General features: G+C 58.4%; 14 protein-coding genes. 13 read left to right on the top strand and 1 reads right to left on the bottom strand.

Features of this window, described 5'->3' with window-relative positions; translation table 11 throughout:
- Positions 1–2: 2 nt before the first annotated feature.
- The 13 genes from rsmG to glmU all read left to right on the top strand — a co-directional run bounded on the left by rsmG (position 3) and on the right by glmU (position 10,914).
- Positions 3–629, top strand: coding sequence for a 16S rRNA (guanine(527)-N(7))-methyltransferase RsmG (rsmG, locus tag WIR04_RS20845; RefSeq protein WP_106887825.1), 627 nt, complete (start codon positions 3–5; stop codon positions 627–629).
- 27 nt (positions 630–656) lie between these two features.
- Positions 657–1,460, top strand: a complete 804-nt coding sequence (locus WIR04_RS20840; protein WP_338889526.1) for a ParA family protein — start codon at positions 657–659, stop codon at positions 1,458–1,460.
- The gene (locus tag WIR04_RS20835) at positions 1,457–2,365 is read left to right on the top strand and encodes a ParB/RepB/Spo0J family partition protein (protein ID WP_025328870.1); all 909 of its coding nucleotides are present in this window, start codon (positions 1,457–1,459) and stop codon (positions 2,363–2,365) included. Before WIR04_RS20840 ends, WIR04_RS20835 begins: the two co-directional genes overlap by 4 nt.
- Positions 2,366–2,555: 190 nt before the next feature.
- Positions 2,556–2,966, top strand: coding sequence for an ATP synthase subunit I (locus WIR04_RS20830; RefSeq protein ID WP_025328869.1), 411 nt, complete (start codon positions 2,556–2,558; stop codon positions 2,964–2,966).
- Between the two features lie 8 nt (positions 2,967–2,974).
- Positions 2,975–3,757, top strand: coding sequence for a F0F1 ATP synthase subunit A (atpB, locus tag WIR04_RS20825; RefSeq protein ID WP_025328868.1), 783 nt, complete (start codon positions 2,975–2,977; stop codon positions 3,755–3,757).
- 58 nt (positions 3,758–3,815) lie between these two features.
- Positions 3,816–4,055, top strand: coding sequence for a F0F1 ATP synthase subunit C (atpE, locus tag WIR04_RS20820; RefSeq protein WP_010672265.1), 240 nt, complete (start codon positions 3,816–3,818; stop codon positions 4,053–4,055).
- Between the two features lie 51 nt (positions 4,056–4,106).
- Positions 4,107–4,577, top strand: a complete 471-nt coding sequence (gene atpF, locus WIR04_RS20815; RefSeq protein ID WP_025328867.1) for a F0F1 ATP synthase subunit B — start codon at positions 4,107–4,109, stop codon at positions 4,575–4,577.
- A 13-nt stretch (positions 4,578–4,590) separates the two neighbouring features.
- Entirely contained in the window at positions 4,591–5,124 is a 534-nt protein-coding gene (gene atpH / locus WIR04_RS20810) for a F0F1 ATP synthase subunit delta (RefSeq protein ID WP_025328866.1), read from the top strand.
- 15 nt (positions 5,125–5,139) lie between these two features.
- Entirely contained in the window at positions 5,140–6,681 is a 1,542-nt protein-coding gene (gene atpA / locus WIR04_RS20805; protein ID WP_025328865.1) for a F0F1 ATP synthase subunit alpha, read from the top strand.
- A 42-nt stretch (positions 6,682–6,723) separates the two neighbouring features.
- Positions 6,724–7,590, top strand: a complete 867-nt coding sequence (gene atpG, locus WIR04_RS20800; protein ID WP_025328864.1) for a F0F1 ATP synthase subunit gamma — start codon at positions 6,724–6,726, stop codon at positions 7,588–7,590.
- 33 nt (positions 7,591–7,623) lie between these two features.
- Complete coding sequence (gene atpD / locus WIR04_RS20795) at positions 7,624–9,012, top strand: F0F1 ATP synthase subunit beta (protein ID WP_025328863.1); 1,389 nt, start codon at positions 7,624–7,626, stop codon at positions 9,010–9,012.
- 18 nt (positions 9,013–9,030) lie between these two features.
- Complete coding sequence (locus tag WIR04_RS20790) at positions 9,031–9,459, top strand: F0F1 ATP synthase subunit epsilon (protein ID WP_025328862.1); 429 nt, start codon at positions 9,031–9,033, stop codon at positions 9,457–9,459.
- A gap of 93 nt (positions 9,460–9,552) precedes the next feature.
- Complete coding sequence (gene glmU, locus WIR04_RS20785; RefSeq protein WP_338889515.1) at positions 9,553–10,914, top strand: bifunctional UDP-N-acetylglucosamine diphosphorylase/glucosamine-1-phosphate N-acetyltransferase GlmU; 1,362 nt, start codon at positions 9,553–9,555, stop codon at positions 10,912–10,914.
- Positions 10,915–10,964: 50 nt separating this feature from the next.
- On the opposite strand, the gene creD is transcribed toward glmU, so the two are convergent.
- Positions 10,965–12,326, bottom strand: coding sequence for a cell envelope integrity protein CreD (gene creD / locus WIR04_RS20780; protein WP_338889513.1), 1,362 nt, complete (start codon positions 12,324–12,326; stop codon positions 10,965–10,967).
- Between the last annotated feature and the right edge of the window lie 113 nt (positions 12,327–12,439).

Genomic DNA, 12,439 nt, shown 5'->3' with positions numbered 1-12,439 from the left:
CCATGCTGGAAAGATTGAACGGCCTGCTCATGCAGGCCGGTATTGTTATCACCGACACCCAAAAGACCCAGTTGGTGCAGTTGGTTGAGTTGCTGCACAAGTGGAACAAGGCTTACAATCTCACCTCGGTGCGAGATCCGGACGCCATGCTGGTCAAGCACATCCTCGACAGCCTGGTGGTGAGCCCTCACCTGCACGGTGAGCGTTTCATCGATGTGGGCACAGGCCCGGGCCTGCCCGGCCTGCCGCTGGCCATCATCAATCCGGACAAGCAGTTCGTGCTGCTCGACAGCCTGGGCAAGCGGATCAACTTCATCCGCCAGGTGATCCAGGAGCTGGGGCTGACCAATGTGACGCCCGTCAAATCCCGGGTGGAAGAGTATCAACCCGAGGTGGGCTTCGATGGGGTACTCAGCCGGGCCTTCGCCTCGCTGGAGGACATGCTGAACTGGTGTCACCATCTGCCGTCACCCGAGGGCAGCTTCCTGGCGCTCAAGGGACAATACCCCGAGCAGGAACTGGCACAGTTGCCTGCCAGCATTCGTCTGGTTGCCACCCATCAGCTGGTGGTGCCCGAACTGGAAGGCGAGCGTCATCTGCTGGAGTTTAAAGCCATCCAGCCCGAATAGGGCCGCCGTATTCATTTAGGGGATAGTGTGGGAAAAGTCATTGCCATAGCCAACCAGAAGGGTGGAGTGGGTAAAACCACCACCTGTGTGAATCTGGCCGCCTCCCTGGCCGCTACCCGGCGCAAGGTGCTGGTGATCGATCTGGATCCGCAGGGCAATGCCACCATGGGCAGCGGCGTCGACAAGTACGAAGTCGAACGCACCGCCTATGAACTGCTGATCGACGATGCTCCCATCAAGGAGGTGATCATCCCCGAGACCTCGGGTGGCTATCACCTCATCGCCGCCAATGCCGACGTGACGGCGGCGGAAATCCGTCTGATGGAGTTCTTCGCCCGCGAGATCCGCCTGCGCAACGCCCTGGCCTCGGTACGGGACAAGTACGACTACGTCTTCATCGACTGCCCGCCTTCTCTCAACATGCTGACCGTCAACGCCATGGCCGCCGCCGATTCCGTGCTGGTGCCCATGCAGTGCGAGTATTACGCGCTTGAAGGGCTCACCGCTCTGGTGGACACCATCAGCAAGCTGGCGGCCGTCGTCAACCCGGAGCTGAAGATCGAAGGGGTGCTGCGCACCATGTTCGATCACCGCAACCGGCTGGCCAATGATGTGTCCGATCAGCTGAAACAGCATTTCGGGGACAAGGTCTATCGCACCATCATCCCCCGCAACGTTAGACTGGCGGAGGCACCGAGCTTCGGTGCCCCGGCCATGCACTATGACAAATCATCGGTGGGGGCCAAGGCCTATCTGGCCCTGGCTGGCGAGATCCTGCGTCGTCAGGAGCAGGAGTCTCAGCCGATCACCGCAGACCGAGAGAGCATATGACGCCGAAGAAACGTGGGCTGGGCAAGGGGTTGGATGCCCTGCTCAGCACCAGCACGGCCGCCCGCCAGAAACAGGTGATGAGCGACCAGCGTACCGAACAGGCCATGGCGCCCACCAACCAGGGGGAGCTGCGCAAGCTGCCGCTGGAGTGGCTGCAGTCCGGCAAATACCAGCCGCGCAAGGACATGTCCCAGGATGCGCTGGAAGACCTGGCCAACTCGATACGGGCGCAAGGCGTGATTCAGCCGATAGTGGTACGCTCCATCGGGGAGAATCGCTTCGAGATCATCGCCGGTGAGCGGCGCTGGCGTGCGTCCCAGCTGGCCCGGCTCGAGGTGGTACCCTGCATCGTCAAGGACGTGCCTGACGAGGCCGCGGTGGCCATAGCACTGATTGAGAACATTCAGCGTGAGGATCTCAACGCCATCGAAGAAGCGGTGGCCCTGCAGCGACTGCTGACCGAATTCGAGCTGACCCACCAGCAGGTGGCCGAGGCGGTGGGCAAGTCCCGCACCACTGTCACCAACCTGCTGCGCCTGAACCAGCTCAACGAGGACGTGAAGCGGTTCGTCGAGCACGGGGATCTCGACATGGGCCATGCCCGTGCCCTGCTGGCCCTGAGCGGCCCGGCCCAGTCCGAGCTGGCCAAGCTGGTCGCCCAGAAGGGGCTGACGGTGCGAGATACCGAGAAACTGGTGCAAAAAGCGCTGGAACCGGCAAAAACCAAGGTCGAGCCCGTCCGCGATCCCCAGTTTGGTTACCTCGAGCGCCAGATTTCAGAAAAAATTGGCAATCAGGTACAGCTTCAGCCGGGCAAGAAGGATAGCGGCAAGTTAGTAATAAGTTACGATAACTTAGCGGATTTGGACCGGGTATTGGGCTATTTTGGTCTGTCAGAATCGTGATTTTTACGCTTTTTGTAGTAATAAAACATCCATTCCTTTCGATATGAACATAACCTTAATTTCGCGCGGAAAGCCGCAAAAATTAAGGATTTTTGCCATGTTGCAATAGCCGTCTTCACGGGTATAATTTGACCGGCTTTTCGAGCTGTGAACCTGGGGTCTTCGGATCCCGATTTTTTACAGTTCTGTAATGTTCAGGGGTAGGTTGGTGAAACAGAAAGTAGCCTTGGAAGGTTTGACGCTAGCCTTGGCTATGCTCGTTTGTCAGCTCATCCTGATCCTGGCGATCAGTTCCGTCTGGTTTTATCAGACCGGGGCCTTTGCCGGACGTTCTTCCCTCTTCGGGGGGGGAATGTACTGGGTTCCTCAAGCCTTGTTCACTCTCTGGGTTCTGCGCCGCAAGGTGACGAAAGAGAGCGTGGGCCTGGTTTTGCGGGACTTTTATGGTGGGGCAGGGATTAAGCTCATTACTACAACAGGACTTTTCGCCCTGATGTTTGGCTCCGGGATCGAGGTCGACACCGTCTCGTTCTTCGCCACTTATATCCTCGCCCTCGTTGTACAGTGGATAGTTTCATTCACGCTTAACAACCACTATTAGGAAAACTCATGTCTGCAACCGGAGAAGTCCTGACTCCTCAGGGATATATCTCCCACCACCTGACCCACCTGCAAGTCGGGTCCGGGTTCTGGACGGTGAATATCGATTCCATGATATTTTCCGTCTTGCTAGGCGCCCTGTTTATCTGGTCGTTCCGCCGCGTCGCCGTCAAGGCCACCAGCGGTGTGCCCGGTAAGCTGCAGTGCTTTGTGGAGATGCTGGTCGAGTTTGTGAATGGTAACGTCAAAGACATCTTCCATGGTCGGAACCCGGTCATCGCACCGCTGGGACTGACAGTGTTTGTCTGGATCTTCCTGATGAACTTCATGGATCTGATCCCCGTTGACTTTATCCCTCACGCTGCACAGTTGATGGGTGTTCCCTATCTGCGTGTGGTTCCCTCTGCTGACGTTAACATCACCATGTCCATGGCTTTGGGCGTGTTCTTCTTGATCCTGTACTACAGCATCAAGGTCAAGGGTATCAGCGGATTCGTGAAGGAGCTGACTCTTCAGCCTTTCAACCATCCCGCTGCCATCCCGGTTAACTTCATCCTTGAAACCGTCACGTTGATTTCCAAGCCTGTTTCATTGGGTCTGCGACTGTTCGGCAACATGTATGCTGGCGAACTGATCTTTATCCTGATTGCGGGTTTGTTACCCTGGTGGTCACAGTGGATCCTGTCCGTGCCTTGGGCAATTTTCCACATCCTGATCATCACTTTGCAGGCGTTTATCTTCATGGTTCTGACCATCGTCTATCTGTCGATGGCGCAAGAAGACCATGGTTGATGCAACTCAAATAATCCTTTTTATACAATCAATTACATCTAAATAAATGGAGATCCTCATGGAAAACTTGAACATGGACCTGCTGTACATCGCTGCTGCAATGATGATGGGTCTGGCGGCTATCGGCGCCTCCATCGGTATCGGTATCCTGGGTGGCAAGTTCCTGGAAGGTGCTGCTCGTCAACCGGACCTGATCCCTGTTCTGCGTACCCAGTTCTTCATCGTCATGGGTCTGGTGGATGCGATCCCGATGATCGCCGTTGGTCTGGGTCTGTATGTGATGTTTGCGGTTGCCTAAGTCGTCACGACTCACGCAGAACCCATTAACTAACTTAAGAGGACATCGGCTGTGAATATCAACGCCACCCTCCTCGGCCAAGCAATTGCTTTTTTCATCTTCGTAGTGTTTTGCATGAAGTACGTATGGCCGCCGCTGATCGCTGCCATCGAAGCCCGTCAGAAAGAAATTGCTGATGGTCTCTCTTCTGCCGAACGTGCCAAGAAAGATCTGGATTTGGCCAAGGCCAACGCCACCGATCAGCTGAAAGAAGCCAAGCTTCAGGCTGCTGAAATCATCGATCAGGCCAACAAACGCAAGGCCCAGATCATTGATGAGGCCGCTGTCGGAGCTCAAGCAGAGCGGGAAAAAATCCTGGCTCAGGGCCGTGCAGAGATCGAAGCTGAACGTCATCGTGCCAAAGAAGAACTGCGCAAGCAGGTTGCTGCTCTTGCCATCGCGGGTGCAGAGAAGATCCTGGCACGCCAAATCGACCAGGCTGCCAACAGCGACATCGTCGACAAACTGGTAGCAGAACTGTAACGGGAACGGGGCTATGTCTGAACTGACTACAATCGCTCGCCCCTACGCCAAGGCTGCTTTCGAGTTTGCCGTTGAGCACAAGGCGGTTGACCAATGGCTGGAGATGCTCGGTTTCGCCGCACAAGTGGCTGAGAACGAGACCATCCACAATCTGGTAAACGGCTCCGTGGCCGCCGAAGAACTGGCAAATCTGTTTGTCGGTGTCTGCGGTGAGCAGCTCAACGAGCATGGTCAGAACCTGATCCGGGTGATGGCTGAGAATGGTCGCTTGGGTGTGCTGCCGGCTGTCGTTGCTGAATATGTCGCGCTCAAGGCTGAACTGGACAAAGAAGTTCAGGCTGACGTGATTTCGGCGATCGAACTGACCGACCAGCAGAAGGCCGCTATTCAGGCTTCTCTGGAACAACGTCTCGCGCGCAAAGTGAAGCTGAATTGCAGCATCGATGCGTCCTTGATGGCCGGGGTGCTCATCAAGGCCGGTGATCTGGTTATCGACGGCACGGTCCGCGGTAAGCTGGATCGCATGGCCGACGCGCTGCAATCTTGATTGGGGTATTAGAGCATGCAACTGAATTCCACTGAAATCGCCGAGCTGATCAAGCAGCGCATTGCGCAGTTTGATGTCAAAAGCGAAGCGCGTAACGAAGGTACCATCGTCTCTGTGAGCGACGGTATCATTCGTATCCACGGTCTGGCCGATGCCATGCAGGGTGAAATGATCGAGCTGCCGGGCAACCGCTTCGCTCTGGCATTGAACCTGGAGCGTGACTCCGTTGGTGCCGTTGTCATGGGTCCCTATGCCAACCTGGCTGAAGGGATGAAAGTAAAAGGTACCGGCCGTATTCTGGAAGTGCCGGTCGGTCGTGGTCTGTTGGGCCGGGTGGTCAACACCCTGGGTCAGCCGATCGACGGTAAGGGTCCGGTAGACAACGACGGCTACTCGCCGATCGAAGTCATTGCCCCGGGCGTTATCGAGCGTAAGTCTGTTGACCAGCCAGTCCAGACCGGTCTGAAAGCCATCGATGCCATGATCCCTATCGGTCGTGGCCAGCGTGAGCTGATCATCGGTGACCGTCAGGTTGGTAAGACCGCCATCGCGATCGACACCATCATCAACCAGAAAGACTCCGGCATTAAGTGTGTCTACGTTGCGATTGGCCAGAAGGCCTCCACCATCGCCAACGTGGTACGCAAGCTGGAAGAGCACGGCGCCCTGGCCAACACCATCGTGGTCGTCGCCTCTGCCTCCGAAGCGGCTGCCTTGCAGTACCTGGCTCCCTATGCCGGTTGCTCCATGGGTGAGTACTTCCGTGACCGCGGTGAAGACGCGCTGATCATCTATGATGACCTGTCCAAGCAGGCCGTAGCTTATCGCCAGATCTCCCTGCTGCTGCGCCGTCCGCCAGGACGCGAAGCTTACCCGGGCGACGTCTTCTATCTGCACTCCCGTCTGCTGGAGCGTGCTTCCCGCGTCAACGTCGAGTACGTCGAGAAGTTCACCAAGGGTGCCGTGACTGGCCAGACCGGTTCTCTGACCGCGCTGCCGATCATCGAAACCCAGGCCGGCGACGTGTCTGCGTTCGTTCCGACCAACGTGATCTCCATCACCGATGGCCAGATCTTCCTGACCACTCAGCTGTTCAACTCCGGTATTCGTCCGGCGGTTGACCCGGGTATCTCCGTATCCCGTGTGGGCGGTGCCGCTCAGACCAAGATCGTCAAGAAGCTGTCCGGTGGTATCCGTACCGCGCTGGCCCAGTATCGTGAGCTAGCGGCCTTCGCCCAGTTCTCTTCCGATCTGGACGATGCGACTCGCAAGCAGCTGGATCACGGTCAGAAAGTGACCGAGCTGATGAAGCAGAAGCAGTACTCTCCGATGAGCGTGGCTCACCAGTCTCTGGTGCTGTTCGCCGCCGAGAAGGGCTACCTAGCCGATGTCGAACTGAGCAAGATCGTCGACTTCGAAGCCGCTCTGCTCTCTTACGCCAATACCCAGCATGCTGAGCTGATGGCTGAAATCAATGCCAAGGCCGACTACAACGATGCAATCGTTGGCAAGCTGACTGCGTTGCTGGATGACTTCAAGGCAACCCAGACCTGGTAAGCGTGTGTGGCAGCGCAAGCTGCCACCTGATGGAGAGAAGAGATGGCCGGCGCAAAAGAGATACGTAACAAGATCGGGAGTGTGAAGAACACTCAGAAGATCACCAGCGCTATGGAAATGGTGGCAGCCAGCAAGATGCGCCGTGCGCAGGAACGCATGTCTGCCAGCCGTCCGTACGCTGAAACCATGCGCAAGGTGATCGGCCATATCGCTCAGGGGAACTTGGAATACAAGCACCCCTACCTCATCGAACGTGAGGTCAAGCGAGTGGGTTACATCGTCGTCTCCACCGACCGTGGCCTGTGTGGCGGCCTGAACATCAACCTGTTCAAATCCGCCCTCAACGATATGAAGCAATGGAGCGCGAAAGGTGCCAAGGTTGACCTGGCATTGATCGGTAGCAAGGCCTCCAACTTCTTTGAGCGGCACGGCGCCAAGGTGAAAGCCCATGTCTCAGGACTGGGTGACAACCCGAGCGTCAATGACCTGATTGGTTCAGTCAAGGTCATGCTGAAGGCTTACGACAACGGTGAGATTGACAGGCTGTATCTGGTGTACAACAAGTTCGTCAACACCATGGTGCAGCAACCAAAAGTCGATCAACTGCTGCCTTTGCCCGTAACAGAAGACAGCAAGCTCGCCAAGAAACACCACTGGGATTACCTCTATGAGCCGGATCCCAAGCAGCTGCTGGATACCCTGTTGATTCGCTACGTCGAATCCCAGGTGTACCAGGGCGTGGTAGAAAACTTGGCAAGTGAACAGGCAGCCCGAATGGTTGCCATGCAAGCCGCGACTGACAACGCCGGCAACCTGATAAACGATCTGCAACTGGTGTACAACAAGGCCCGTCAGGCCAGTATTACCCAGGAACTGACAGAGATCGTATCCGGTGCTGCTGCGGTGTAAGGCAAGGGTTATCAAAGGTTTAGAGGATTTGACATGAGTAACGGTTTCATCGTCCAAATCATCGGCGCTGTAGTGGACATCGAGTTCCCGCAGAATGCCGTGCCCCAGGTGTACGATGCACTGAAAGTCATCAGCGAAGGCCAAGGCCAGGGTCTGGTACTGGAAGTTCAGCAACAGATCGGCGGCGGCGTCGTTCGTTGCATCACCATGGGTTCCTCCGACGGTCTGCGTCGTGGGTTGGAAGTAGTTAACAGCGGCAAGGCCATCCAGGTACCGGTTGGTACCTCGACCCTGGGTCGTATCATGAACGTACTGGGCGAGCCCATCGACGAGAAGGGTCCGATCGGCGAAGAAGAGCGTTGGTCCATCCACCGCGAAGCCCCCAGCTACGAAGATCAGTCCAACAGCACCGAGCTGCTGGAGACCGGCATCAAGGTTATCGACCTGGTTTGTCCGTTCGCCAAGGGTGGTAAGGTCGGTCTGTTCGGTGGTGCCGGTGTAGGCAAGACCGTCAACATGATGGAGCTGATCCGTAACATCGCGATCGAACACAGTGGTTACTCTGTATTCGCCGGTGTGGGTGAGCGTACCCGTGAGGGTAACGACTTCTACCACGAGATGATGGAGTCCAACGTACTGGACAAGGTATCTCTGGTATACGGTCAGATGAACGAGCCGCCCGGAAACCGTCTGCGTGTGGCGCTGACCGGTCTGACCATGGCCGAGAAGTTCCGTGACGAGGGTCGTGACGTGTTGTTCTTCGTGGACAACATCTACCGTTACACCCTGGCCGGTACCGAGGTATCCGCACTGCTGGGCCGTATGCCTTCTGCAGTAGGTTACCAGCCGACCCTGGCCGAGGAGATGGGTGTTCTGCAAGAACGTATCACCTCCACCAAGACTGGTTCCATCACGTCAGTCCAGGCCGTTTACGTGCCTGCGGATGACTTGACCGACCCGTCTCCGGCGACCACCTTCGCCCACCTGGATGCGACCATCGTTCTGTCCCGTCAGATCGCGGCACTGGGTATCTACCCGGCCGTTGACCCGCTGGACTCCACCTCCCGTCAGCTGGATCCGCTGGTGGTAGGCAAGGATCACTACGAGACCGCTCGTGGTGTGCAGATCGTGCTGCAGCGCTACAAGGAGCTGAAGGACATCATCGCCATCCTGGGTATGGATGAACTGTCAGAAGAAGACAAACTGACCGTATCCCGTGCCCGTAAGATCGAGCGTTTCCTGTCCCAGCCGTTCTTCGTGGCCGAAGTATTTACCGGTTCTCCGGGCAAATACGTGCCGCTGAAAGAGACCATCCGTGGTTTCCAGGGCATCCTGAAAGGCGAGTACGACGATCTGCCCGAGCAGGCGTTTTACATGGTTGGTGGCATCGACGAAGTCGTCGAGAAAGCCAAGAAACTGTAAGCCTCGATAGGAGGGCCCATGGCTGAGATGATCTCATTTCACCTGGATGTGGTGAGCGCCGAAGGAAAACTGTTTTCCGGTCGTGTGCAATCTGCCCAGGTAACAGGCTCCGAGGGTGAGCTGGGTCTCCGCCACGGTCATGCTCCGTTGCTGACTGCCATCAAGCCGGGCCTGGTCCGCTTGATCAAGCAAAATGGTAGCGAAGAGGTGCTGTACATCTCCGGCGGCATGCTGGAAGTACAACCCGAAGCCGTGACCGTGCTGGCCGATACCGCCATTCGTGCCGATGACCTGGATGAGGCGAAAGCCCAGGAAGCCAAGCGTCGTGCCGAAGAGCGGATCAGCAGCTCCCATGGTGATATCGACTATGCTCAGGCGTCTGCCGAGCTGGCCAAAGCAATGGCCCAGCTGCGGGTTATCGATATCGTCAAAAAGAATTACCGCTAATCACGGTGATGCAAAAAGCGACCTTCGGGTCGCTTTTTTTTTGCCCGTTGGATAGACTCCGCCGAGCATTTCCTCATGTTTCAAAGGCTGGCTATGTCTCTCAACGTCGTGATCCTGGCTGCGGGTAAAGGTACTCGCATGCGTTCCGTTCTGCCCAAGGTGCTGCACCCTGTCGCCAACAAACCCATGGTGTCCCATGTGATCGACACCGCCCGCCAGATAGGTGCCGAACAGTTGCACCTGGTCTATGGCCACGGCGCCGAGCTGCTCAAGGAGCGGATTGCCGCCCCGGATCTCAACTGGGTGTTGCAGGCACAGCAGCTGGGCACCGGCCATGCCGTCGCCCAGGCGATCCCGTTCTGGAAAGATGAGGATGAGGTGCTGGTGCTCTACGGTGACACCCCGCTGATCCAGCCCGAGACCCTGCAACGGCTGCTGGCGGCCAAGGCCGACGACGGCATGGCGCTGCTGACGGTGGTGCTGGACAACCCCACCGGCTATGGCCGTATCGTCCGTGAGAACGGCCAGGTAGTCGGCATCGTCGAGCAGAAGGATGCCAACGCCGAACAGCTCGCCATCCGCGAGGTGAATACCGGCGTGCTGGTGGCCAATGGCGCCCAGTTGCGTGGCTGGCTGTCGCGCCTGGACAACAAGAACGCCCAGGGGGAGTTCTATCTCACCGACGTGATCGCCATGGCCCATGGGGATGGCTGCCCCATCGCCGCCGTCCATCCGGACAGCGCCATGGAGGTGGAAGGGGCCAACAACCGGGTCCAGCTGGCGGCCCTCGAGCGCAGCTATCAGCAGATGCAGGCCGAGAGGCTGATGATCGCCGGGGTCACCCTGATCGATCCGGCCCGCTTCGATCTGCGCGGCACCCTCGAGATCGGGGAGGAAGTGGTGATCGACGTCAACGTCATCATCGAGGGCAAGGTCAAACTCGGCAACCATGTGCGCATCGGTGCCGGCGCCGTGCTGAAGGATTGCGAGATTGGGGATCACAGCGAGGTGAAACCCTACTCCGTCATCGAGGGCGCCATGGTGGCGGATCAGTGCTCGGTCGGCCCCTTTGCCCGTCTGCGCCCGGGTGCCGTGCTGGAGCAGGATGCCCACGTCGGCAACTTCGTCGAGATGAAGAAATCCCGGCTCGGGGTCGGCTCCAAGTGTGGTCATCTGACCTACCTGGGGGATGCGGACATCGGCGCCAAGGTGAATATCGGCGCCGGTACCATCACCTGCAACTACGATGGGGTGAACAAGTTCCAGACCATCATCGAGGATGACGTCTTCGTCGGCTCCGATACCCAGCTGGTGGCGCCGGTGCGCATCGGCAAGGGCGCCACCCTGGGGGCGGGTTCCACCATCACCAAGGATGTGGCCGAGCACGAGCTGGTGATCACCCGGGTGCCCCAGCGTCACATCAAGAACTGGGCCCGCCCGGTCAAGAAGAAGTGATGCACGATCAATGAAATGAAACCGGCGCCCTCAGGGCGCCGGTTTTGTTTTCAGCTCTCCTGGCTCGGAGCCGAGGAAGGCGGCGGATTGCCCATCACCCCATACCAGTCCAGCTTGCGGGTCAGCACCATGACAAGCGTCAGGATGGCGAACAGCAGCAGGGCGCCGAGCAGCAGGGCTATCTCCTCGGCCTGCAGCAGCCCGAACAGTATGGCGTAGACCAGCCCGAGCAGGGCCGCGAAGCCGAGGCCCTGACGCGGCCCCCCCAGCACATGGCTGAGGTAGAAGCCGTTGAGTGACACGCTGGCGAGGCTGGCGACCAGATAGGCCCAGCCAAAGCCGAGGTGCTCGGTCAGCGCCAGCAGCACCAGATAGAAGATGGCCAGCCCCATGCCCACCAGGGCGTACTGGATTGGGTGCACCCGCAGCCCCTTGAGCAGCTCGAACATGAAGAAACTGAGGAAGGTGAGGCCGATGAACAGCAGGGCGTACTTGGCGGCCCGCTCGTTCTGCTGATAGTGATCCACCGGCTGCACCAGGCTGACGCTGAAGGTCGGCAACTCGGTCCCCGCCCCCTTCATCATGCGGGTGAAGCGCCGCTCCATGTCGGTGGCAAACCAGCTGCTCTGCCAGCTGGCGTCGAACCCCTGATCGTTCAGGGTGCGGCTGCCGGGCAGAAAATCGCCGATGAAGTTGGGGTGGGGCCAGTTGCCACTCAGGTTGAACCTGCTGTCCTGGCCGATCGGCACCACCTCAAGCGCGTTCATGCCCTGCAGGTTCAACTCGATGTGAAAGCGGCCATCTTCACCGGGCAGGCTGTCGAGCGGAGCATGGATGCCGGCCAGACCGTCACCCAGCAGGGCTCCGGGTGCAAACGGAATGCGCCGCTCCCCCAGCTGCAGCTCGGGCACGCTGCTGATGCCGCGGGCATCGGACAGCACCAGGCTGAGGTAGGGTTTGCCCGGGATCAGGGCGGGATCCGCGGCGTCGAAGCTCAGATCCGGGTTGCCGGCCACCAGCGCCTTGTCGGCCAGGCTGGCCGGCAACCGTCCGGAGAGGGAGAGCCGGCTGTGATAGACTTGGGCCTGATAGATGCCGAGCTTGCGCGGGGTTACCTCCATGCTGGCCCGCACATCCAGCCTGTCCGGCAGCAGGTAGCGATAGACCGGCTCCTCGCGCATGAAGCGCTTGCCATCCTGCTCGACGGTGACGGCCCGGGTATAGGGTTGCACCAGCACAGGCCCCAGCAAGCGCTGCGGACCACTGCTGCTGGCCATGATGCTGTGGATGGCCTGGCTGCGGTAGGCCTGGCGCTCCCGGTTCAGCTCCATGATGGAGTGAACGGGGATCATCAGCAGCAGACTGAGCAACAGCAGCAGCACTATCTTGTGGGTAAATATCTGTTTGACCATGACGCCTCTCCTTGTTGATGGGGTCGAGTGTGCCCTGGTCGGGTGAAGCGGGGATGGGGCCCTGTGAAGTGGGAGTGAAGGGGGATAAAAAAACCGGCGCCAGGCGCCGGTTG

The organism is Aeromonas rivipollensis (assembly GCF_037811135.1).
Classification (GTDB): domain Bacteria; phylum Pseudomonadota; class Gammaproteobacteria; order Enterobacterales; family Aeromonadaceae; genus Aeromonas; species Aeromonas rivipollensis.
This window is presented reverse-complemented; position numbering and strand designations above follow the sequence as displayed.